At 66.6% G+C, this 25,050-nt stretch carries 12 protein-coding genes; all 12 read right to left on the bottom strand.

The window, feature by feature from the left end:
* Window positions 1-20: 20 nt before the first annotated feature.
* The 12 genes from HNR60_RS15080 to HNR60_RS15025 all read right to left on the bottom strand — a co-directional run bounded on the left by HNR60_RS15080 (window position 21) and on the right by HNR60_RS15025 (window position 24,993).
* On the bottom strand, window positions 21-1,700 hold the full coding sequence (locus tag HNR60_RS15080) for a ShlB/FhaC/HecB family hemolysin secretion/activation protein (RefSeq protein WP_210313572.1): 1,680 nt from the start codon (window positions 1,698-1,700) through the stop codon (window positions 21-23).
* Window positions 1,701-1,952: 252 nt separating this feature from the next.
* Window positions 1,953-2,891, bottom strand: coding sequence for a FecR family protein (locus tag HNR60_RS15075; RefSeq protein WP_184258879.1), 939 nt, complete (start codon window positions 2,889-2,891; stop codon window positions 1,953-1,955).
* Between the two features lie 404 nt (window positions 2,892-3,295).
* Window positions 3,296-3,838, bottom strand: coding sequence for a sigma-70 family RNA polymerase sigma factor (locus HNR60_RS15070; protein WP_184258877.1), 543 nt, complete (start codon window positions 3,836-3,838; stop codon window positions 3,296-3,298).
* A 133-nt stretch (window positions 3,839-3,971) separates the two neighbouring features.
* Window positions 3,972-4,700 carry an energy transducer TonB gene (locus tag HNR60_RS15065; RefSeq protein ID WP_184258875.1) on the bottom strand — a complete coding sequence of 243 codons (729 nt, stop codon included), beginning with the start codon at window positions 4,698-4,700 and terminating at the stop codon, window positions 3,972-3,974.
* On the bottom strand, window positions 4,697-5,500 hold the full coding sequence (locus HNR60_RS15060) for a secretin and TonB N-terminal domain-containing protein (protein WP_184258874.1): 804 nt from the start codon (window positions 5,498-5,500) through the stop codon (window positions 4,697-4,699). The genes HNR60_RS15065 and HNR60_RS15060 overlap by 4 nt, the downstream gene beginning before the upstream one ends.
* Before the next feature lie 233 nt (window positions 5,501-5,733).
* Window positions 5,734-16,773 carry a filamentous hemagglutinin family protein gene (locus HNR60_RS15055; RefSeq protein ID WP_184258873.1) on the bottom strand — a complete coding sequence of 3,680 codons (11,040 nt, stop codon included), beginning with the start codon at window positions 16,771-16,773 and terminating at the stop codon, window positions 5,734-5,736.
* 242 nt (window positions 16,774-17,015) lie between these two features.
* Window positions 17,016-18,005 (bottom strand): FecR family protein, encoded by a 990-nt coding sequence (locus HNR60_RS15050; protein WP_184258871.1) that lies wholly within the window; start codon window positions 18,003-18,005, stop codon window positions 17,016-17,018.
* Window positions 18,006-18,051: 46 nt separating this feature from the next.
* Window positions 18,052-18,594, bottom strand: a complete 543-nt coding sequence (locus tag HNR60_RS15045) for an RNA polymerase sigma factor (RefSeq protein ID WP_184258869.1) — start codon at window positions 18,592-18,594, stop codon at window positions 18,052-18,054.
* Window positions 18,591-19,298, bottom strand: a complete 708-nt coding sequence (locus tag HNR60_RS15040; RefSeq protein WP_184258867.1) for an STN domain-containing protein — start codon at window positions 19,296-19,298, stop codon at window positions 18,591-18,593. Before HNR60_RS15040 ends, HNR60_RS15045 begins: the two co-directional genes overlap by 4 nt.
* Before the next feature lie 291 nt (window positions 19,299-19,589).
* Window positions 19,590-21,968 (bottom strand): molybdopterin-dependent oxidoreductase, encoded by a 2,379-nt coding sequence (locus HNR60_RS15035; protein WP_184258865.1) that lies wholly within the window; start codon window positions 21,966-21,968, stop codon window positions 19,590-19,592.
* 121 nt (window positions 21,969-22,089) lie between these two features.
* The gene (locus HNR60_RS15030; protein ID WP_184258863.1) at window positions 22,090-24,468 is read right to left on the bottom strand and encodes an FAD:protein FMN transferase; all 2,379 of its coding nucleotides are present in this window, start codon (window positions 24,466-24,468) and stop codon (window positions 22,090-22,092) included.
* Window positions 24,469-24,483: 15 nt separating this feature from the next.
* Window positions 24,484-24,993 (bottom strand): DUF2271 domain-containing protein, encoded by a 510-nt coding sequence (locus HNR60_RS15025; protein ID WP_184258860.1) that lies wholly within the window; start codon window positions 24,991-24,993, stop codon window positions 24,484-24,486.
* Window positions 24,994-25,050: the final 57 nt, after the last annotated feature.

The raw sequence follows: 25,050 nt of genomic DNA, 5'->3' as shown, positions 1-25,050 counted from the left end.
TTGATCCCATTCGCTTGTCATCAGAATTCACCCCAGATCCGAAAATTCACCCGCGATTTGTTTTCTTGCGTGTAAGCCTGGCTGATCATCGGCACCGAGTAGACGACCATGCCGTTGAAGCCATCGAGCATCTTGAAACGCGTCCCGACGCCGTAGCTCCACAGGTCGAACTGCGATTGCTGCTCGGGAAGCGGCTTCAGCACCACCGCCCTGCCGGCGTCGGCAAAGGCGAAGAACCGCCACTCGTTGAAGATTAGTACGCGCGCCGGCCCCTGCCCGGTCTCGTCCTTCATTTGGCTCTGCAGCATCGCGCCGACGTTGGGGCTGCGCAGTTCCAGATTGCCGACCACGCCATTGTCGCCGAGCGTCTCGGACTCCAAGTAGCCACGCACGGTGTCGAGGCCGCCGAGGCTGATCTGCTCGCTCGACACCAGAGGACCGTCGGCAACCTGGCCCTGGACCTTGCCATAGAGCTGAAAGCCCTCGCCGATTTCCTGGGTATGAGCCACATCGACATTGAGGTGCGTGAAGCTCGGCGAGGCATAGTAGCGCTTGTTGTCGAACGCCACCCAATCGCTGCTGGGGGTGCGCAGATTGTAGGTCACCGCGGCATTGAGCTGGGTGGTGAACTGTTCGGTCTGCAGCGTCGCCCCGTAGCTCGCAACCAGCGGATAGTAAGTGACCGGCGACTCGAATTGCCCGGTGCCCTGCTGCACGGTCTGGTCGAAATGCTTGTAGTCCAGCCCGACCGACAAGGTGTGGAAGAAATTCTCGCGGGTCGGCAGCGTGATCACCGCGCGCGTGCCCAAGATCTCTCCCGGACCGACGACGTTGGTGCCGCCGATGGTCGCGACGTCGCTCTTCGACTTCACCGCGTAGGCGAGCACGCTCAGCCAATCGAGATTGGTGCGCGCCAGATAGGAGCCGGAAAACACCTCGGCGTCCGACGTGCGATCCGGGGCCACCTGGTAGCTGAAGCTGAACGAATGTCCGAGCTGCCAGAGGTTGTCGTAGCGCACGGTGGCGTTGAGCCGCGTCGCCGTGGTGTTCGGCGATTGCCGGTTGTTGACCTCGACGCTGGCGTGCACCGGCGCCTTGTCCTCGACCGTCAGGTCGACGTCGACGGTGCCGGGCGTCACCCCGGCCCGCAGCGCAGGCGTCACCCGGCGGTCCGGCCATTGATTGAGCGAGACGATGTCCTTGGTGACTTCGCCGAAATTCGGCACCGCGCCTTCCTTCAACGACGGCGCGCCGTTCTTGATGCGATCGACGTCGTAGTAACGCGAGTTCTTGACCCGCAGCCGTCCGACCTTCAGCTCGGTGACCTTGAGGGTGATCACCTTGGCCTGCGCGTTCTGCTGTGGAACGGAGACGCTGACGGTCTGAAAACCCTTGGCGTGATAGGCCTTCTCGAGCGCCGCCCGAGCCTTCTCGACGTCATCGGCGCTGCGGTTCGGCCCGAGAAACGGATACACCGCCTCCTCGATCTCGATCTGCGGCAGGGTGTCGGCGCCCTGAATTGCGAAATCGTCGATGTCGAAACGCTGCACGGTCGCCGGCTTCGGCGCCGCGGCCGACGGATCGGCGGGTTGTGCCGCGGCCGCGGCGCCGCTCGCGGCGGCGGGCTTCGCCGCCCACGCCGGCGACGCCACCGCCAGACTACACGCCAGCGCCGAAACCGATGCCGTTTGATAAAACAATGCCGTGCACGTCGGCGAAGGCCGACGATGCTTGCACACACTTCCACGTTTCACGATGACCTGCTCGCCTCCAGAGACGGGCCGCGCGACCGCGACTGACCATCGCGATGACACCCCTCGCTCTAAAGACGATTGGGCAGGACATAACCCGCAGAATTATTTCGGCGCGGGCGGAACTGTTAGCGGATCTTTAAAAGTCTGGTGCTGCAGCCGGCCGACTCACCCGCCGTGGCGGCCATGCCGTCGCGCGGTTCAGCTCAGCAGCACCACGCCGCCCGGCAACGACGTCGCCTGGGCGCCGAACAATTTTTCGACCTGGGCGACGAAATCCCCGAGCTTGTCGATCTGGAAGGTTCCGTTGACCGTGCGGCGCTTGAGGTCGGCGTTGGTGATGATGATCTTGCCGGGTCGATAGCGGTTGATCTCGCTGACCACGCTCGCCAGCGGCTTGTCGCGGAAAATCAACTGCCCCGCCTGCCAGGCGGCGATCTGTTGCGGATCGACCGCGATCAATTGGTCGATTCCCGCAACCGAATAGGAAATCTGCTCGGCCTTGCGAAGCCGCACGATCTTGCCGCCTTGTTCGACGTCGACGTCGCCGCTGAGGCAAGCAACCGTGACGATGCCGTCGAGACAGCGGGCGTTGAAATCCGCCTGGCGCGCGCTGATCCGGCCATCTGCAGCCGTCATCACGAACGGCTTTGAGCCTGACGACGAGGAGACTGCGGCTTCGCCGGAAATCAATTCGATCTGGGTATCACCAGCCGCCGATCGTTGCGCGATGCTGGTCTGAGTATTCATCTCCAACAACACGTCGGGGGTGATCGCGATCTTGCGGTGCTCGCCTTTTCCAGTCCGATAATCCGCCGACAGCTCCTCCAGCGACGGCCAAAGATCGAGCGGCGGACGAACCACCATGTAGCCGCCGACGGCGGCCGCAATGGCGCCGCCCAGAAAAGCGCGGCGCGCCAGCGCCCGTGGGCGGCTGGCGACCACCGCCGAAGGCGGCGGCGGCGGCTCGCTGGAGAACCGCTGCGCCGCGATACCGGCATGGCGCAAGATCCGTGCGGCGCTCTTGAAAGCCTGTTCATGCGCGTCGCTTTGTTGCCGCCATCGCTGCAGAGCGTCGACATCGGCCCTGGTCGGCGCGCCCGTCTTCAATCGAACGACCCAATCAAGGGCCTCGTCCATCAGCGCGTCCGGCGCGGGAGGGTCTGATCGATCGATCTGCCTGGTCACGGTCTATTGTCCATCTGCCTCGCCAAGCCAACGATTCGCGAGACGAGAATTATACGCAGGCTTACTCCACCCGATTGTGTCATCCAAACCTTTCTCGCAATCGGACATTTCAATAATTGGCCGGCCGTGCCGCTCGAGCGACGGCCCGAATCTGCCCGGCCGCGTCTGCTTGCAGTTTGCCGACCGGCTCCAAGACGCGCGTTAGATCGACGGCCCGGTCGAGCTGTTCGCCGTTCTCGCAACCCTTGGGGGCCGCTCCCAATCACTGAGGTCAACGCCATGCCTCTACTCGATAGACGACTGAACGCCGACCATCCCGAAAAATAACTCAAATAGGGGGCCGTCCCCCGGGCCGGTCAGGACCGCGGACGCGGCCCTCCCGCGCGGGGAACCAAGGCATGGTGCATGCAATTGGCACAATGGCAAAGTGCGAGCTTGAGATCGCTTTCCACGGTCCGGACACTGACCCCCAACCGGGCCGCGACCGCGGCGGCCGACTGCCCGTCAATGGTGATACTTCTGAGAACGTCACGCGGACGCGGCGGCAATTCCGCCAATGCCCGCGCGAACGCCTCGATTTCCGAGCGCGCCTCGACAATCCGGGCGGGGTCCGGCCCCTCGTCGCAAACGCCCAGAAGCGAATCGATCTCGGCGCGGCTGACCCGGTAATTTTCCGCCTTTTGCCGATCCTTGGCGACATTGATCGCGATGCGAAAAATGTAATCGGCGGGGCTGCGGACCGGGACGACGTCGGTCACCCCGTCGAGGCGCAGGAACGTCTCGTGCAGCGCCTCATGGGCGGAATCCGCCGATCCCAGCCGTCGTGTTAGTTTCTTGACGAGCCCGTCGTAGTTCTCGACCAACTGGCCATGCAACCGCACTCGATTGATATCCGCCACGTTTCGCGGGCCTCACGCAACTGTTTCATCACTGGCGAGAATGTGAGGTTGGTAGCGTTACCAGGCGACACATTTATGAAGGTGTCGCCACGCGTCCGATTGTTGTCGGGCCGGCGGGCGCGTCCGACATCGCTCACGCCGGTTCGAACACGAGCTGGACATGAATATTCAGCCTGTCGGGAAGTCCCGGAGGAATCGGCGGCAATGGCTGGGCCCGTCGAATGGTCTCGATCGCTTCCTTGTCGAGCAGCTGCTGCCCTGAGCTGGTTTTGACCCAGATGCCGAGCACCGTGCCATCCCTTGCCATTGAAAACTGCGCATCGACCCTGCCTTCGAGCTTCTGACCGATGCCGGCGTTGGGGTATCGCTGGTATCGCGCGACGTGCTGCAGCAGGATTTGCTGGAATCTGATCGCCGCGACGTTCGCGGGGCCATTGAGCTTGGCCGGCATCGCCGAGATGCTCGGCGGCGGCAATTCGGCTGGTTCGAAGGCGCGGATGCGCGCAGGCCGCGCCGCGACCTCGGCGCTCGTCGGCGTCGGTTCGGCCTCAGTCACATCGGCGCGGCCCACCACCTCGTCCGCCGACGATTGCGCCGAAGCGGGCATCGGAATCGTCGGGGCGGCGGCACGAGGCAGCAGTTGCACCTGCATGATCGCGGCCTGTTGCTGGCCGGCCGGTCCTGCCGGCAGTTGCAGCCGGACCCAATAGACGCCGCCGACCAACAACAACGTTGCCAGGCTCGGCGCGATGATCAGCCGCAGCCATTCGCCGGATGACCACGCGGCGGGATCGTCATCGTGATGCGCGGTCGCCTGAGGCACCCGGATCAAACCCCGATCGATGGGTTCGTCAGAACTCATTGCACCGACGTCACCATGATCGCCACGCGAATTGGCTGCGGTGCCTTTTCCGGTGCGGCTTTGCTGATCATCAGGCCACGCAGCGTTGCCTCGACCGCGGCGTCGCGCTCGCCATCCCCGGTCGATCGGAACAACTCGGTTCGCGCGACGGTGCGAGAAGGGGTGATCCACAGATCCAGCACCACACGATAGACCCCGTCGCGCGTCTTTGGGTTTCTCCGCAGCGCGTTTTGAATGTCGGCCTGCACGCTCGCGCTATAGTCTTGAAACCGGGCGGCATCGCTTTGGCTAGCGCCGCGCACCCGCAAGGTCCCGAGCGACAGATCGGCATCGCCGGACAAGCCGGCGGGCGCCACAGCGGCAGCGGCACGCGGAGGCGAGATGGTGATGGCCTCGGGACGAATATACTGCACGTTGAGATCGGTCGCCGACAGCATCAGGCGCAGAGCGGCTTCCGGCGCGAACGTCCCTTCGACCGCGACCGACCGCCGGCCGGCGGCCGACTGACTCTCATACAGGACCTGGACGCCGGCGCGCTGCCCATAGGCCTGCAGCGCGCTGGCCAGCGGTTGGGCCGGGATGTGGAATCCGATCGGGTCGGTGCTGCTGGCAGTCTGGCGATCCTCGGCGGCGGCCGCGCAAGCGATCGCCAGCATCGCCAATGTCGCCGCAAGCAATTTTCGGCAAGCAGACGGGGCACGCCAGACGCCGGCACGCGTCGGAGCACAGCATCTTATGGCGACCTGCCGCAGCGCAACCTGGCGGTCCGACCCGAGCAAAAGCGTCTCAATGACCGTCATCGCCTGCAATCTACCTGACGCGCCTAGGCGGGCTCTTCTAGATTCGTTGTGTGACAGAAATTTATCGGAAGCTTCGGGCAAGGAGGCCCGACGCTTCGATAGAAGCCGCAGCCACCCGCGCAGGTCGCAAAGCGCGATGCCGACCACCTGTCGCCGACGACGATCAGTCGGCGCCGGCGCGCCAGTCATCGTCGCCGCCGCCTGCTGCGGAACAGCACCGCGCTGCCGGCGGATCAGAGATTGCGTTTTTCCGCTTCGGTCAACAGCCGCTTCTGTTGTTCGGTGAGGCTGCCATAGCCGACGACGTGCGCCGGGCCATTGGAGTCCTGAAGCCGGCCATGCCGGTCGTCCTTGTCCTTGTCTTTGTCTTTGTCTTTGTCGCGAGAGCGCTCGTCGTCCGCCGGACCGGGGCCGCCTCCGCCATAGCCCAACACTTCGACGATGATCACCGAAGGCCGGTCATTGGCGGTCTGCTGCGTCGCATCTTTCACCGCGTCGGCGGCGGCCTTGTCCTTGGTGTCCAAGGTCAGACTGACCGCCGGGGCTTCGGCCTTGGGCACGCCCTTGATCTCACCGCCGACCTTGATGTTGTCGGTGTTGAGCACGAACAGCGCGGCGACGTTGAAGTTGCCGGCGACCCTGATGCCGGCGTCGCCGGCGTCGACGGTGCCCACCGGCGCGATCAGATCGACGTCGCCGGCCTCGACGCCGGCGACGCCCAGGATGGTGCCGATGCCGGAGCCGCTGATATCGGTGCGCTCGGTGACCCGGGTCACGCCGTCATCGTCGGTCGCGATCAGCGGCGCCGAGGGCACCCGCGTGGTCTTGGCGCCCTTGCCGGCATCGATATCGCCGAGCGTCGACCAGATGATGATATCGCCGCCGGTGAAGGTGAGGATGCGGGAGCGGTTCACCACCACGTCCTGATCGGCGAAGATCTCGATACGGCCGTAGCCGAGCGTCACCAGTCCGTAGCCGGCGTCGACCGCCTGATTGAGCGCGGCGACCTGCAGCCCGCCGCCGGGCGTCATCACCCGAATGTCGCCGCCGAAGCCGGTGCGGATCAGCGCGTTGCCGCTCTGCACGTCGCCCTTCCAGGCATCGCCGGGAAACAGCGCCGCGACGGCGTCGTAGCCGCGCTGATAGCCGCCGGTGATCGAGCCGTTGTTGTGATCGCGGCCGGCCTCGCGCAATTCCTGCATGTAGACTTGGCGCAGGAAACGCTGCTGGGTCAGCACCGGCAAGGCCTGATACGCGGCCCATAGGTCCGCCTGCGACTCGAAAACCCGGCCAGTGGTATCGTAGATGAATGAAGCCAGGCCGAATCGCAGTTGCTTGACGATCACCCCATCCTTGACCTCGAACTTCTCGGTCAAATAAAGCGGCCACAACTCGCCATTGATCATGACGGTCAGATAGCTCGGCATGGTTCCGATCTTTGACGGATCGACGTAAGCAGCCTCGACCGCGGCGTAGTCCGGCTGCTGACCATGCAGGCCGGCGAGCAGTTCGATCGATGAACCGTAGGACGACAGCCCCTTCACCGCGGTATCGACGCCGCTGCCGTTGATGTAGGTGCGGTTGCCGGTGCTGATGATGCGCAACTCATCGGCGTAGATGTCGCGGCCGGCGGTGACCAGCAGGTCGCCGGGACCCTGAATGGTGATGAAAGGCGGGAATGTGATCCCGAGGTAGCGCTGGATCACGTCGTTGCCGGCATTCAGCCACGACACGTCGGTGCCGTGCAGGTTGCGCAGGTTCATGCCGACGTTACGGATATCGACGCCGGCGGAGATCCAGGTCTGCTCGTTGGAGATCAGCTTGCCGGAGCGCACGCTACCGTTCAGCGCATAGATCCGGCTGGGCTCATAATCGCCGGCGTTTGGCAGTATGCCGGGGTTGCCGACGCTCCTAAGATAGCGGTCGAATTCGTTGCTGGCGGTAACATAAGCGCCGGGCGTGGGGTTCTCGAGCAGCGCCAGGAACTTGTCGGTGCTGCTCTCGGAGAGGTCGTAATATTGCAGGGCGCTGCCGCTGCCGCTGATCGGGTGGAACGGCGACGGCAGCATGTCGGGCGTGGCGCGCGCCATCAGGATATTGCCGAGGTCGATATCCTGCGCCGCCAGGATCGTCAGCTCGCTGCGCGCCGCCGGCAAGGTGCTGAGCTGGCCGAGATTGCTGACCGAGCCGTTCAGCGCCGTGATGTGGGTGAGCGCCGGATAGAGATTGCCGGCATACTGGTTGGCAAATTGAACCGTGGTCTGCTGAATTGCGTGCCAGAACGACGCCGTCTCGACGTCCTGCGACAGATAGCGCGCCTGGTTGACCAGAGTGACATTGCCGCCGACGGACGTCAGGTTCAGTTGGCTGTTGCCAGTGATGCCGAGCAAATATGTCTGATTATAGATGCCCGCATGAGGGTCATAGGCCAGCAGCGGATCGAGCACCGTCTGCAGCCTGAGATCGCCGGCCGTGCGCACATTCAACGTGGCGTCGCCCAGCGCCAGCATCGGCGCAATGTCGTAAGTCGTGATGACGGGCGCGTTGCCTCCGGTCACCGTGCTGGTGACCTGGCGGCCATTTTCGAACGTGCCGGCGTCGATGGTCGCGGCACCGCGCGCGATGTAGTAGCTGCCGGCCTTCACCGCCCCGCCCGCGACCACGGTCATGGCGCCGCCATTGTCGACCTGCAGCACCTTGTCGTCGGCGGTGACGGTGCCGCCGTGAACGCGGCCGGTGGTGGCGAGCGCCACCAGCAAATTGTCGAGATCGCCGCCGGCCTGGACGTTGACATTGCCGCCGCCGAGCGCGCCGACGCCCTGGGTGAAGCCGGAATAGTCGATCCACCAGGTGCTCTGCTGCCCGGTGAAGACGAAGGCGTTGTTGACCATTCCGGCTTTCTTCAACCAGTTGGTGAACAGCATGTTGTCGGTGGTGTCGGTCGGCAGCGTGCTGCTGATGCTGCCCCCGGCAGCGATTCCGAGATTGCCGCCCTGGATGCCGTAGACCGCGCCGGTCGATCCGGTGCTGAAATCGGCGTAGACTGTGGTGTCTTGCTTGCCCGCGGTGTAGATCACCGATTGATAGTTGGCGAGCCGGATGTCGCGGCCGGCGCGGGCGGCGAGATCGCCGGTGCCGGTGCGGACCAGATAGCCGTTACTGGCATCGCCGATCACCAGCGAACCGCTGTTGCTTGCCAGCCCCGCAATTGGTGTCACTGCGAGCGAATTGGCGGAGGAAAGATCAGCACCGGCGACCAGCCGGAGATCCCAGGACTGCTGCGCCAGGAGCGCGCCCGTCTTGGTTGCATCGCTGAAGCCGTCGCTGATATTGCCGAGGATGTTGAGGTTTCCGGCCGCGCGCAGCGTCAGCCCGCCCTGATGACCGGAGAACGTGCTGGCGAGATCGAGGCTCGCATTCAGCGTCAGATCGCCGGCACTGCGGATTTCGATGCCGGCCATCACCGCGATCCCGCTGGAGATCGTCGCCGCAATCCCGGGCGCTGCGGCCATGAAGCTCGCGGCGTCGGTGACGGCGCCGGCCCATGGCGTTTCGACGCGGCCGTCGGCGCTGTCATAGACCGCGACCGCTTCCAGCACCGCGGCACGCGCGCCGCTGATATCGACCTGCAGATTGCTCACCGCGACGCCGTCATGCGTGCTGTTCTGCAGCGCGCGGAAGCGTACCCGGCCGCGCTCGCCGCCGGAGACGTCGATGACGCCGCCGGAAATATCGAGTGCGCCGCCAGAGGCCTCCAGCGTGACCCGGCCGCTGCCGAGCGCCGTGGTCGAGCGCGCCATCAGATTGGCCGACGACGTCATCACCAGGCCATTGCCGCCCGCGATCGCGATCGATCCGCCATAGGCCGCGCTGGCATCGATGCGGCCGATGATGGTGACGGTGCCGGCGTCGGCGCTGAGCACGAAATCCTCGACCACAGTATTGCCGTCGAGCACGACGTCGCCGCTGCGGATGCGGAACTGACGCGACCGGGTGAAGCCGGCGGCTTCGAGCCGCTGGCTGAACCCGTCGAAGTCGGGTAGCGCGCCGATGTCGAGCGTGAACGCACCGCCCTTGCCTGAGCTCGCATGCGCATCGATGGTGCCGGCGAGATCGACCGAGCCGCCGCCCGAGGCCACCGCCGACAGCGTGCCGGCGTCGCCGCCGCCGGCCGCGGCGGCAAGATTGAGCATCGAGCCGGCATTGGCGCGAACGCTGCCGCCGACCGACGTCAAGCTGATGGTGCCGGCGTTGCTGGTGGCGGTGACGTCGTTGAAGGTCTTGTCGAAGCCGCCGACGTCGATGCTGGCGCCGCCGCCAAGCACGACGTCGCCGCCGACTGCGGTCAGCGCCACGCGGCCGCCGAGCGCGTCGACGCGGCCGCCGAAATCGATCGCGGCGGCGGTGAAGCTCCAGCGCGAACCGAGGCTTGCGGCATCGCGCGCGACCTGCGTCGCGACGCCGCCGACCACGGCAAGACCGCCGGTGGTGGTCACCGCCTGCCCGGCGCCGTTCAGTGCCGTGATCAGCGGCGTGACGATCCGGATTGCGGCACTGCCGGCATCGAGGCTGCCGTCGCCCTGGCCGACCACACGGCCGGCCGCATTCAGCGTCACTGCGCCGAAGCCGCGCAAAATCTTGGCGCCGCTGCCCAGCACCAGCTGGTTGGTGTCGAGCGTGAGCGCGCCCTGATCGGCGACGGCGGGCTCGCTGAAGGCGCCGACGGTGTTGCGCAGCACCACGGTCTCGCCGGTGATGGTCGTGGCAGCAGCGCTGCGGCCGACCAGGCCGGTGGCGTCGAGCGTCACCGACTTCAGCCCGGCCGAGCCGAAATCGATCGCGGTGTAGAAGTCGATGCTGGAATAGCTGCGCAACGTCAGGTTCTGCGCGGCGTTGAAACGCGCCAGGCTGGCGGCATCGAACACCAGGCCGCTGCTGCCGCCGCCGAAGCCGATCCGGCTGCCGGACAGCGTGATGTCGGCGGCCGAAAGCGCCGCCGAACTCGCCAGCGTCGCGCTGCGGGTGGCGTCGATCAGCAAGGCCTTGCCGCCGGACAGCACGGCACCGGCGCCGATGCTGACATTGCCATGGCTGGAGCCGTCGGCATTGGTGCGGTTGACCGCGACCACATCGCCGTTCGACAGCCGGATCAGCGCGCCGTAGTCGCGGGCGGGGCTGACCATGTAGTCATCCTTGGGGTCCCAGGACGTACCGTTGTCGCTCCACACCTCGGCGACCTGCGGCTTCATGATCAGATTGCCGCTGCCGCCGAACACCTTGCCCTCGGCGCGCAGCGCGCTGCCTGCGGCGATGGTGATGCCGTCCGATGCGGCCAGAATGATCTCCGGCCCGACCAGCGCGCTGGCGCCGTCGTTGCGCACCTCGATGCTATTGGCGAACACTTCGACCGCCAGCCCGGTCGCGGTCTGGGTGCGGACGCCGCCCAGCAACAGGCTGGCGGCGCCGAAGCCGGACAGCCGCGACGAGTCGATGATCAGGTAACCGGCAAGGCCGCTCGTGTCCTGCCCGGCGCCGAGCACCGCGATCTTGGCCGCGGCGATATCGACCAGACCGGCGCGGCCGCCATCGGCGGCGACGGATTGCAGCTGGCCGTCCAGGGTCAATTGGTTGATCGCCTTGAACACCACCGAGCCGCCGTCCATCGGCCGCTGCGGCGTGACGACGTCGAGCCCGGTCAGCCGGTACTGCGTCAGCCTGAACGCGTCGGAGGAGAAGAAGGCGTTGGCGGTGGCCTCGTTGTATTCGCTGTAGGCCCGCACCACGCGGCCGCTCATCACCCGGAAATTCGAGCTCAGCGCATCGGTCGAACCGTCGAGCGCATTGCCGAGCCGGCCCGACATCAGCACGGTGCCGTCGTTCATCGTGAACGGCTTGGGGAGCGATTTGCCGCTGCTGCCGGCGACCATCTGGATCGCCATCGCGCCCGGCAGCAGCGCATACTGCGCCGGCAGCAGCGTGTACCAGCCGGCCGCAAGGCCGTTGCCGCCGGCGAGCCAGACCCGGCTGCCAACCGCCAGCGCGCTGCTGGGCGCCGTGACCGATCCGGAGGCCGGCAGGATCGCATAGACCCCGGCCATGGTCAGGATGTTGTGCGAGCCGCCGCTGCCGACGACGAATTCCGACGCATAGAGATCGCCGCCGCCGCGGATGTCGGTGGTCGAGCCGGAGGCCATCGTCACCGACGGCGCGTCGAGCGTGATCTTCTTCTGCGGCGGAGCCGCGATCGTCACCGGCACGCCGCCGGCCGATGTCTGCAGCGCCCAGGTATCGCCGTTGAGCAGCACGCCGTAAGGCACAGTCAGTCCGTCACCGGACACCGACACAACCGCTTCGGCGCCGAGCGTGATCTCGTGCGACGCGGACAGCGTCAGGCTGCCGAACGGCACCCGGACGGTGCCGTAGATGTCGATGTCGGGTGCGCTTAACGTGAGACTGCCGCCGGCGGAAAGCGGCGCGGCGGCGGTGCCGTTCGGCAGCACCACGATCCGGTCGGCCGCGGTGATCGTGGCGATGGTCTGCGTCGCGGGATAGATCTGCGCCGCCTGCAGCGTCAGCGTGCCGTCGACATTGAGGAGAGGATTGGGGGTGAAATCGTTGCCGACCAGGCGGATGTCGCCGGCGATCAGCTTTGTATCGCCATAGCCCCGCGTCACGCCCGCTGTCACGTCGATCAGTTCGGCAGTCAGCGTCAGCGTGCCGCCGGCCGGCGCGGTGTTGGCGTTGACGTTACCACCGAGCGCAATATAGGCGGCGTTAATTTCCGCGCTGGCGCCGACCGAAGGGGCGGTCAGCCTTCCGATCGAGAGCGCCGCTCCCGGCAGGTTCAAATTGACACCATTGCCGAGCTTCACCCCAGGCAAATTGACCGCGCCGAAGCCGCCATTGTTGATGGCGTTGGCGGAAACCGAAACCGAAGCACCCGCAATATCCGCGATCTTGATCTTGGTCCCCGGTGTGTAGACGTAGGCGCTGGACGGCCCGGATCGGATGGCGGCGTAGAAGTACTTGTTGAGCAGCACCACCGCCTTCTCGGTGATCGCGGTGTTCTGCACCCAAGGTTTGATGCCATCCGGAGCCGGGGCATCCGCCGCCAGACCATTTACGATCTGCATCGACGCAGCCGTGAGAGTGCTCAGATTATTGATCGCAGAACGCATCGCCGCGGGCAGCTTGTAGGCGGTTGTGCCGTATTCGTCGTAGGGATCGAGATCGATCACAGCGGCGGCAGTCCCGAAAGCAGTCCCGCCGACAAAATTATACGTCCCGCTGGCCGCATTGGCGTAGTAGGCGCCGGTCGCGGGATCGTACGAATACTTGCCACCGGCCCCGACCAGCTTGAAGTAGCCGATATAGGTCGTCGTCGCGGTCGGCATCGAATTTTGTGCCGAGCCCAACACGGCGCCGTTCGTCAGCGTCAGCGTGCCGCCCGATGCACCCGCGCCGCCCGCCTTGGCCAGCAGCCCTGCATCAATGGTCGACCCCGCCGAAGTGCCGCCGGTCAAAGAGATCGTTCCGCCGTCGCTCGCCAGCAGTACCGTGGCATTGCTGCCGCGTGCGCGCTGCGGGTCGTCGATCACGCCGGCGGTGCCGGACACGTCGATCAGCACGCTGGCCTCGAGCGCCATCGCGCCAGTGAGGCTGACGGTGCCGCCATTCAGCACCGTGCCGGTGCGCAGACCCGTGGCGGGATCGGTGACGATCGCCGCGACGCCGCGCGCGGTGAGCCTCGCCCCGCCCGCCACGGTGAGCTTATTGGCATTGATGGTGATCACGCCGGCCGGCGCGTCGATGCTGCCCTTGATCACCGCCGCGCCGGTGTTGACCGCCTCGCCTTGGGTCAGCGTGATGCTGCCCTTGACGTCGCTCGCCAGCGTCGCGCCGCTGCCCAGCGTGATGGTCTTCGGGCTGCTGATGGTGAGCGACGCCGATTTGCGCGTCAGCCGATCGACCAGATCGAGCACGCGCAGCTTGCCCACCGCGGTGATCGGCATTCCGGTGGCAACCGAGGCATAGTCCGCGCCGAGCATATCGACGTTGACCGGCAGCTGACTGACCGTGGCGCCATCCGGAATCTCGACATCGCCGTCGGTGGCGACGTTCACCGCGCGAAACCCGCGGTCCGCCCACAGCATCGCCGGCAAATAGATCGTCGCCGGATCGGCCGGCTTGGTCCCGCCGACCTGCATATCGCCGAGCATCACGATGGAGATGCTGCCGCCGGAGCCGGCGGCATAGCCGCGCAGGTCCAGCGCGGCGAGGTCCGTCGTGACCAGGCTGACGATCTTGATCGCGCCGGCATCGCCGACCTTCAGCTTCGGCTTGCCGCCGACCTGGCGCAGCCAGCCGCCGCCGGAGACATCCAGCACCGCTGTCGCGGCGATCTCGACACCCCCGACGATTCCCACCTTGGTGGCGTTTTCGTTGACATCGAGCGTGATGCTGCCGCCGTTGACCTTCGGCGCCTCCGCCGCCGTGCCGCTGGTGAATTCGTTGAACCACAGGCCGCTGACATCCAGCGTGGCATGGGCGCCAATCGAGATGCCGTTATTGGATGTGACCTTGATGGTGCCGCCGGCAACGCGGATGCTGCCGTCGATCGACACGTTGGTCTGCGTGGTGGCCGACGGGCTCAAATTCTGAAAGATGTTCAGCGTGGCGCCCGGCGCCAATTCCAGCGCGGTGCCCGTCGCGACCTCGAAGGTCTTGTTATAGAACAGGTTGAACGTGCCGATGCCCGACTCGCTGAGCATGTCGGCGTCCAGATAGGTCGTCTTGGCGCGGTAGGGCTGTTCGACGGAGGTGTCGAAGAAGGCGGTCGACAACGCCGAGGCGACGGTGAAGCCGGCGGCCAGCCGGGCGGGATCGTTACTGACAATGATGTTGGAACTCAGCCAGCTGCGCTCCGGATCGCTGCCGCCGCCGAGCTGCAGCGAACCCGCGGTCGCAACGCTGCTGCCGGTGGCCTGCCGCGCGCCGGTGATGACGTGGCCGTCGATCTCGCCTTCCATCACCAGGCCCGCGCCATTGTAGATGACGATGCCGCCGGCGTTGCGGCCGTCGGTGTAGCCTTCCTCGAACCGGACGCTCTTGCTGCCGCGGCCCAGAATGCTGGTCCAGGTCTCCTTGATCCCCCAATGCGCATGATCGCGCGTGAACCCGCCGGCGAGGCCGACATAGACCTGATCGGGCATCGCGCTGCCGATGTTGTAGATCCTGCCGTCGGCGCCCAGCAATTGCGTGGTGGTGACGTAGCCCGAGGCATAGCGGACCGAGCCGCCGGCGACGTCCAGCACCGAACCGGCGCGGGTGATGATATCGCCGCCCGATTTCAGCGTGATCGAACCGCCCGTGGTGGACAACTCCGCCAGCGTGGTGGTGCCGGTGCCGATCCAGGCCGAGACGTCGCCGATCGGCGTGCCGACCCAATTGCCGACCTGATAGCTGCCGTCCTTGTTCTGGATCCACTGCACCCCGGCCATCGGGCCATCGGTGAAGGTGCCCTTGACGCGCTTGTCGATATAGATCGTCGCACCGCGCAGCCAGGAGTCGATATAAAGCACGCTGTCGCGCAATTCGTTGATGCGTAGTTCGGCGGTGACGGTATTGCTTTCCATGCTGAGCAACACGTTCTGCAGGCCGGCGACGCTGAGCAACGCGCCTTCGCCGATATAGATCCGGCTGCCGTCGACCACCTTTTCGCTGGAGGCCGGGACGGCGCCGAACTTCGGCAGGCTGCTGGCGACCGCCGTGATCGTCCCGGACGGCACCACGACGGTGGCGCCGGCCTCGATGTCGATCAGCTCGCCGCGCAGATCGACGCTGCCGGCGCGATAGCGGGTGGCGATGTTGGTCTGCTCGATGCTGCTGGTGTCGGTCAAATCCGGCCCCACGACGGTCGCGCTGGCGGAACCGAGGTTCACGGTGCCGCTCGACCACGAGAACATTCGCTGGCCGTCGCCATAGCCGAAGAAGCCCTGAGAATAGGCGTGCAGGATGATCGAGCCATCCTGGTTGTTGAGCGCGGTCGAGGCGATCAGCGCGCCGTTCTGGTTGATCTCGCGCGCCACCACCGAGATGTTGCCGCGGGCGGCTTCGACCACGCCGGTGTTGGTGACGCTGTAGCCGACGCTGGCGGCGCGGGCGTCCATCGCCGCGAGCACATTGGCCATGACGGGATTCTTGTTCCACCCCATCACCTCTCCTGAGAGGGCGTAGTATTGCAGCAGGAATCCGGTCGGCGACGACGCCGCGACGTCGAGACCGCGCAACGTGCTGGACTGGTCGGTGATCAGCGGATCGGCCAGCCAGACGTTCTCGCCGGCGGCGAGAATCGCCTGTCCGCCTGGGGTCCAGATGGTTCCGGCATTGACCACGTGCGGCGCGAACAGCATCGCCTTGCCGCCGACCTGGCTTTCGATCAGCGCACCGGCACGAACCACCACGTCGCCCGGCGGCGTCGCGTAGGCCACCGGCGCGTCGGTCAAGGTCGTGCTGGTGGGAGCGTCGCCGAATGTCGGAATCGAATTGTCGGCGCCGGACGAATAGATATCCGGAATGCTGAGCGGCTTATTGATCCCCGCCATGAACTGCGCATTGCTGAGACTCAGCGACGACGCCACCAGCGTATGCACGTCGACCTGACTCGAGCCGTCGAAAATGATGCCGTTGCGGTTGATGACATAAACCTGTCCCTCCGCGCCGATGCGACCGAGAATCCGGCTGGGCGCAAGGCTCGGATCGAGCACGCGATTGAGCGCGATCCAGTTCGCGACCTTGTCGCCGCCGGCGCTCTGGTTGAAGTACAGATCGGTGTCGCGGCCGACATTGAAGCTCTGCCAGGTCAGGATCGCCTTGGCCTCGGTCTGCTTGATCTCGACCTGGGTGCGGCCGCCGGACACCGCCTGCGTCGGCAGGTTGGCGCCTTGCCACAGACCCGCGCCGCCATCGGTCACGCTCGGCGTCGCGCCCGGCGCCATCACCAGGCCGCCCGGCGTCAAACCATTCGGCACGGCGCTGCTCGCCGCCATCGCGGCCGCACGCGCGGCGGTCTGCGCCGCACGCAGGCTCTGCACCGCCGCCGACGCACGCATCATGGCCTGCGACGCGGTCGCCGCCGATTGCTGCGCACTGGCCTGCGCCGCCGCGGCAGCGGCCGTGGCGGCCGTTGTCGTCGCCGAACCGCCACCCCCGAGACTACGCGCTTCCGCGCCGGCGATGAAGCCGAGCAGCAACGCCGCGGCACTGACGCCCACCAACAGCGATGCGCGACGAAGGCCGCGCGCGGAATACCGCGTTGCAGAGCGAACAGCGGTCAGGGGCAAGGACATCAGGAACCTCTACGCATCAGTTGTCGGCGGTGATCATGGGCCGCGTGCCCACGATCGACGGCACCGTCTCACTGAGTTGACCAACGGGATGGCCCGAGACTGACACGTCGGAAGTTGATTTATTTCAGCGTTAGCGTAGTCCGATGTCACACGGCTGTCGCATGGACTCAGCTCAGCAAAACGATCCCGCCCGGCAGCGACCGCACCCGGATCCCGAACGCCGCCTGCAGCCGCGGCACCACCTCGTCGAGCCGGTCGATGCGGAAATTGGCGAACACCTGGCGGCGCCCCAATTCTTCATTCATCACCACGATGCGTCCCGGCCGGTAGCGATTGACTTCATCGATCACCCGGGACAACGGATCGCTGCGAAACACCAGCATGCCCTGCTGCCATGCGGTGACGACGGCGAGGTCGGTAGCGACCACCGGCTGCAGCCCCTGTCCGTCATAACTGACCTGCTGTTGCGACTGCAGCGTCACCTCGGCTCCGCCATGCGCGACGACGACCTCTCCGGTCTTGCAGCTGATGCATCCGGACGCCGCGGTGCGACGGACGTTGAACGCGGCATTCCTTGCGGTCGCGCGCGCGCCACCGGCGAGCACCGAGACGTAGCGCCTCGAATTCCGCTCGGTCGCCACCGCCGCTTCGCCGGCAATCAGTTCGATCAGGTCGGTGTCCGCGGATGGCGGACGCAGCGCGATGCTGGTCTGGGTGTTCAATTCCAGCGCGACGTCGGCAACGCGGATCTCGCGGATCTCACCCTTGGCGGTGCGATAGTCGGACATCGCTTCGGTCAAAGACGGCCACAATCCGAGCGGCGGCTGCGCCACCACGATCGCGACGCCGGCCAGCGAAGCCGCCATCGCACCGCCGAGCAAGGCTCGGCGCCCGAGCAGGGTTTGCGATCGATGGCTGGCGATGCCCGCGGCGGCGGAGCGGGCCCGCGACAGTTCGGCCGCCGGACCCATCACGTTCCACAACAGCTTGGCTTCGCGAAAGGCCCGGCGATGCGTAGCACTTGACGAGCGCCAGCGCTCGAACTGCGCGAGGTCTGCAGTGGTGGCCTCTCCCGAAGTCAGCCGCGAGACCCACGCCTGCGCCTCACGCGAAACGGCGTCCGCAGCGGTGGCGGTCTCGGCAAGATCTCCATTCATCAGCGGAGACGTCCCGGATTACGAATCAGCACAGGAGCGATCATGACTACTCTTCTAATTCTCTGGGACCGAAAATTCTGACGACTTTCCGGTCGAGCCGCTGTCCGCAATGCGCCAGTGCCTTGCGCAATTCCCGATCGACCATGCGCACCGAAAGGCCGGTCCGCTCGCCGATTTCGCGATGCGGCAGCCCGTCGATACGGGCCATCATAAAAATCGCCCGCCGGCGTGGCGGCAGTTCGTCGAGCGCCTGGGCCAATGCGCCAATCTCCGAGCGGGCCGCGGCGAAGCGTTCCGGGTCGAGTTCGTCGTCTTCGAATTTCATCAGAGGATCGACCTCCGAATAGGCCAGGCGTCGTTTCTGCGACTCCCGCTCGTTGGCGGCGACGTTGAGCGCCATTCGAAACAGATAGGCCTCCGGACTGCGCAGCACGCCGGCGCTGCCGCCGCGCGCCAGCCGCAGCCAGGTCTCCTGCAAGATGTCGTTGGCAAGATCCGCCGAACGCAACCGCCGCGCCAGCCGCGCCCTCAGCTCATCATAGCGATCGACCAGCAGATCGCGCAGCGCTCCCCAACTGGTTTCGGTCATGGCGCGACGCCCGCGCGCCTGACCGGCCTGCAGCCGGCATTGTCCTGCGACGACCGCGACGCCAGGATCACGGTCGCAGGCTGCGGCAAATCCGCGGGCCGCGCCTGACCAACCGTGAGCGTTTCGAGTTGCGCCAAGATCGCCGCGTCGCGCCGACGATCGCCGGTGCTGTCGAGCAACAAGGACCGCTCGATGCTGCCGTCAAGCGCGATCCAGAGCTGCGCGGCGACGCGGGAGGCCGCGGCGCGGCCGCCGTCATATCCGCACATCGCCCGCACCAGCGCGACCTGCAGCGCCGCCGAAAACGACGCATAGCGATCTGTTGCGCGCTCCCCCGGCTCGCCGCCGGGGCCGCGGGACGGCAGCAGGGTGACGGCGCCGCGATCGAGATAGTGAATCTCGAGCCCGGTCTCGGCCAGCATCCGACGCAAGGCGATCGTCGGGTTCAACTCGCCGCTGACCGCGGTGGACCGACGGCCCGAGACGACGCCGTCGTCAGCCAGAATTTCCAGGCCGGTGCTCCTGGCATAGACCACCAGCGCATCGGCGAGGGATTGCGAGGGGATATCGAACCTGATCTCGTGACGCGGTTGCTGCGCCGAAGCCTGTTGGACGTAGGCAGGAGAAAAATGCGCCGCCGTCAGCCCCATCGCCAGCGAAACCCCGGAGGCGAACCGCCTGCGGCCAAGCCGATCCGATTGCACGCACGCTTCCCCGCTACGAAACTGAACAGGCGACTGGATCCCACAACCCGCGGATTCCGTGGACAAGACCGCCGACGACGCCGCGCGACCCGATCCATCCTGAAACGACGGCGCCGCTCCAGTTCGCGAGATCGGTAATTGAGCGCTATGACACTATCGTGAAGCCGCCCGTGCGCCTGAGCCTCAGGCGCAAGCTCAATTCGTGGTCGATGCCGCTACGCTCGGGGCTAACCAAGCGCCGCCGCGACGCCCTGGGGATGTTCTCCCCAGGGCGCGGTAGCGATGGTCCGATCAGCCGACGGCGTCGAACGCGGTCACCGGCAGGGCCTCGCCCTTCCACTTCTCCACGTCGCAAATCGCCGTGCCGGAAATCGTTGCCTGGGCAAAGCGCGAGGAGAGCGGCACGTCGAGGGTCAGCAGGTTCGGCGAGCCGTATTTGTCGAGAGCTCCCTTTTCCCCTGGCTTGGCCGGGTCGTACCAACCGCCCTCGTGCAGGCAGATCGTGCCTTGGAGGATGTCGGGCGTAACGATCGCACCGGCAAGCGTTTGGCCGCGGTCGTTGAACAGCCGGACGATATCGCCGCTCTTGATGCCCCTTTTCGCCGCGTCCTCGGCGTTGATGACGACGGGTTCGCGGTCGGCGACGGTGTAGCTCTTGCGCGTCTCGGTGTTGCACATCTGCGAATGCAGACGCAGCGGCGGGTGGGGAGAGATCAGCTGCAGCGGGAACTTGTCCGCCCCTTTGCTGCCTTTCCATTCCACCGGCTCGATCCAGGTCGGATGCGCCGGGCAGTCATCGTAGCCGAGCTTGCCGACGTAAGGAGAGACGAACTCGATGAGGCCGGAGGCGGTCGACAGCGGCTGCAGCAGCGGATCGTTGCGGAAGTCGGCCAGATGCACGAATTCGCCTTTGCCTGCAGGGAATTCGACGATCCCCTCGCCGGCCCAGAACTCGTCGAAGTCAGGCATCTTCACCGCCTTCGACTGCGCCTTGGCCGCGTCATAGAAGAACTGCACCCACTCCATCTCGCTGCGTCCCTCGGTGAAGGCCTGGCGGTGGCCGAGCCGGTCGGCGAGTTCGGTCAAGATGTCGTAGTCGGTACGCGACTTGAACAGCGGATCGACGGCCGCATGCGCGGCAGTGATCAGGTTGAGCGTTTGGCCGAGGTCGTTGCGCTCCAGATCGCTCGAAGCCGGCAGCACGATATCGGCGAAGCGGGCGCTCGGGCTCCACCAGGGATCCTGGACGATCACCACCTCCGGCTTGCGGAAGGCTTCGATCACCCGATTGGTGTCTTGATGATGGGTGAGCTGGTTGCCGCCCGAAGTATAGACGAGACGAATGTCCGGATAGGTGATCTTGCGCCCTTTGCACTCGATGGTCTTGCCCGGGTTCAAGTAAGCGTCCGACAGGCAGGCGATCGGGAACGGATTCGGCACCGCATTGGTACCGGGCGAGATGCCGCCGACCACCGGCATGGTGGGCCGCGGATATCCGCCGTCGGCATAGTGCAGGCCGAAGCTCACACCGCCGCCGGGAAGTCCCATCTGGCCGAGCATGGCGCCAAGCGCGACCAAGGCCCAAGGGGCCTGCTCGCCGTGATGCTGGCGTTGGGTCGACCAGCCTCCGGCAATGGTGGTGCGGGTGCCCGCCATCTTGCGGGCGAGACCGCGGATCGTGTCGGCCGGAATGCCGGTGATGCCCGAAGCCCACTCGGCGGTCTTCGGCGTGCCGTCCTTGGCGCCGGTGAGATAGGGCTCGAAATCCTTGAAACCCTTGGTGTAGCCCTCGATGAACGCCTTGTCTTGGAGGTTCTCGGTGAGCAGCGTGTGCATCAGGCCGAGCGCCAGCGCGACGTCGGTGTTGGGCCGGATCGGCAGCCATTCGCAGCCGAGCTCCTTCACGGTCTCCGACTTCATCGGGTCGATCGCGATGATCTCGATGCCGCGCTTCTTCGCCTCGTACCAGGCGTGCGTGGCGTAGCGGCCGGACAGGATGCGGGTGGTGGCCACCGGATTGCAGCCCCACAGCACCATCAGTTTGGCGTTCTGATGGATCACCGGCCAGTCGCTCGCTGCGGCCGGACTCGACCAGGCAACCGCCGGCAGGATCTCCGAGATGGCTTGGTTCGAGTAGTTGCCGAAGAAGGTCGACGACCCGCCGAAGCCGTTGAGGAAGCGCTGCAGCAGCGCCTCGGTGCGATAGAAATGCGCGTGGTTCGAGGCCCAGGAGCTCTTGCCGCGGTGCAGCGAGGCGTTGCCGAATTTGGTCTTGATCCGCTGCATTTCCTCGCTGACGATCTTCAACGCGTCGTCCCAGCTCACCTCGACGAAGTCGCGGCTGCCGCGGTCGGTCCGATCGCTCTTCTCGCGATTTTTCAGGAATTCGCGGCGGATCATCGGCGCCTTGACGCGCGCCTTGTTGTAGAGCCGGTCCGGCATGTCGCCGAGCAGCTTCCAGGGTTCGCCGTCCTGCTTCAGTTGCTCGACGCCGACGACCTTGCCGCCCTTCTTCACCAAGAACATCGGGCCGATCGAGGTGTTCACAAGCACGCGGCCGTCGACGACGCCGCCGGAGCCGGAGGCGCCGCGCGCGAGGTGGGGAAACATCGCCAGTCCGACCGCGCCGGGAATGATACTGCGGATAAACGTACTACGTGTGATCGACATTGCTGGTCCTTTCGTCGCCCGCCGGTCGCTCGACCGGCCAGGCCTGTGGTTCATCTCTGGTCCGGATGATGCCCGCGGGCGCGTCCGGCTGATTGTCGCGAAGATCGTCGTGGTCCGACGATCATGGCTGTGCGTCGCGGCACCTCCTGTGATTTGAGAGCTGCGCGCCGAGCCACCGCGCAGCACGCGCCGTCGGCGGCATCGCCAGCGGCTCACGCGCCACGAACAGGGCTTCGACGCCGGCGGCCCGCGCTGCGGCGAGGCCATCACGGCCGCGCACCATGAGCGCCGTCGCCCAGGCGTCGGCCACGATGCAGGTCGAGCCGAGCACGCTCACCGAGGCCGGCGCAGCGGCGACGGAGCGCCCGGTCGCCGGATCGATGGTGTGGCCGCCGTTCGCATCGCAGCGGCGATTGTTGCCGGAGGTCGCGACCGATCGCTCGATCAGGTCGATGTGGCCGATCACGGCACGGCGGCCGATCGCGGGCGCCTCGAGGCCGATCGCCCACGGCCGGCCGTCGGGCTGCACGGCGCCGGCGCGAAGTTCGCCGTCGAGCGCCACCAGATGCGACGGAAAGCCGGCCTCGGCGACGAGACGGGACAGTTCGTCGACCGCCCAGCCCTTGGCGATGCCGGCGAGATCGAGCGAGACGGCGGCGCGCTTGCGGATCCGCCGAGCGCCGAGATCGAGCTCGATCGTCTCATGCGCTGGAACGATCCGATCCCGCGCGACGCCGCTGCCGCTCCATCCCGCGCCGAAACCACGGGCTGCTACCTCGGCGGCGAGCCCGACGTCGAACGCCCCGCCCGAGCGACGCCCGATGTCGAGACCGACGGCAAGGACTTCAGCCAGATCGCGCGACACCGATTGCCACGCATCGCACGGCGCCCGGTCGAAGGCAGAAACCTCGGAGTCGTCGCGGAAGCGGGACATCGATGTTTCGATCGCGGCGATCCGGGCTGCAAGCCCCGCCACAAGATCGGACAAGTCGCGATGCTCCGGCGCCCAAAGCGTCACCGACCACCGCGAGCCCATCGCCTTTCCGGAGACGACGCGGCGCGTCAGCGATCCTCTGACCAGCGGCGCCGGCACCGGACGATCGGTCGGAGCAACGGCCTCGCGCGCGTGACCGAGCGCGGCAAGCAGCCGCTCGACCCAGGCGGCATAGTCCGGTTCGGAGCGGCGATGGATCCGCGCCAGCGGCAGCATCGGCTTGGCGCCCGTGGCCAGCAATGCAGCGTCGACCGCTTCGGCAAAGCCGCAGAAGGCTTTGGCCTCGCGGTCGCCAAATCCGAGCACGGCGAAGGCCGGTGGCAGGATCGCCTGCGGCAGCCGCGCGAGAAACCGATCGGCGGAGCCCGGCGGCTCGCCGACGCCGTGGGTCGCGGTGAGCACGATGAGCCGCTCGGCTGTCGGATAGTCCGAGGCAAGGCTGTTCATCGCCGCGAGATCGACGCGGTGGCCGGCCTCGGTCAGCCGCGCCGCCAGCCGCTCGGCGAAGCCCCAGGTGGTGCCGCCCTGGCTGCCGACGAGAATGATAGTATCAGCCTTGGCCGCGGCGCCGCTGACGACGGGCCGTCGTCGCCGGATCGCGATCCCGCCGGCAGCGAGGCCGGTCAGTCCGAGCAACGCCACTGCGGCGGCGGCGAGACCGAAGATGATAGCCAGCGCCGTCATGCTGCGCCCGGCGTGCAAGCGCAGGATTGCGGCCGTCAGCCGATGCATCACCGGGCGCTCGCTCGCCGCCGCAACACGACCGCTCACCGGATCGATCCAGGCGAAGCGATCGGCGGTCGCCAGAAAATAACCGTCATCGGCATCGTCGGCGCGCGGCAGCACCAGTTCTTCGAGATCGCCGACCGCCACTGCCGCGAGCGCCGCGACCGCGCCGACCGGCAGCCGGTCGCCCTCGGCGAAGGCGGACGGAAACGCCGGGCGCACGCCGTCGACGGGAAACATGGCGGCGGCGGCAAGCCCGAGCCCGGTCGCCGCGGACACGACAAACGGCAGCGCGAAGGTCAGGCCGAGGCTGCGATGCAGCCGCCGCAGCGCCCCGCCGCCGCGTTCGCCACGCCAGATCCGTGCGAGGCCGGTTGCGGCGAGCAGCAGGCCGGCGAAGGTGGCGAGCGCCAGGATGAGGCGACCGGGGTCGCCGGTCATCAGCGTGCGGTGGATCTCGGTCACGGTCCGGATGGTGTCGCCCGCCTCGGCGACCGGGCGAAGCGAGAGATCGGCCGGGTCGATCGTGGCGCGACGGCGCGGCGTCGCGAATTGTGCGACGATCGTGCCCATGGGCGTCACCGCCAGCCGTTCGAGTGTGCCGTGGCGTGCAAGGCCCGCAGCGAGGTCGGCGACGCTGAGCCCGGCGGGCGCCGCGGCTGGTTGGGTCGCGTGCGCCCGCAGAGCATCGACCGCAAGCAGGACGCCGGTGACGGCGAGCACCACCAAAAAGGGACCGGCGAGGCAGCCGAGCCAGAGGTGATATCGACGCGCCGGCATCTGCGATCCCCCGGGTTACATGTCGAAGCGAAACCGCGCGATGAGGCCGCGTCCGGTCGCATCGCGACCGGCGGCGGCTGGTTCGAGCGGGATGATGATTTCGGCGGGATCGTCGGCGATGTTCTCCGCCGCCGCATCGACGCGGAGCTGAAGGCCGGCACCGATCAGGGCGTCGGCGACTTCAACGCTGACGTCGAGCCCGCGTCCGGAGCCGACGGACGCCCCGGTGATGCCGTCGAGCGCCACGCTCTGCGGACCGACCGCGCGCATCCAATGCGACAGATGCGGATAGTATTGAACCTTGTCGCCGAAGATCTGCACCGTCGCCATGAAGTGCCCCTTGGCGTCGGTCACATAGACGGCGAGATAGGCCGGATTGCCGGAGTAACGCTCCATCGTCGCCCGGAGCCGCAGCCGCGCCGCCTCGGCCGGAGGCACGGCCGCGAGGCCAAGGGCCGAGCCGAGCACCACGACAGCCAACAAGCGCTTCAGCCGGACCGAACCGGGATGACCGGCAATGGACATGGTCTCACCTCCACAATCGGGCGGCCGGGAGCGGCAAACCGCTCCCGGAAACAGATT

This window comes from Rhodopseudomonas rhenobacensis (genome assembly GCF_014203125.1).
Taxonomy (GTDB): Bacteria; Pseudomonadota; Alphaproteobacteria; order Rhizobiales; family Xanthobacteraceae; genus Rhodopseudomonas_A; species Rhodopseudomonas_A rhenobacensis.
The sequence above is the reverse complement of the archived record's forward strand: the minus strand, read 5'-3'. Positions and strand labels throughout refer to the sequence as shown.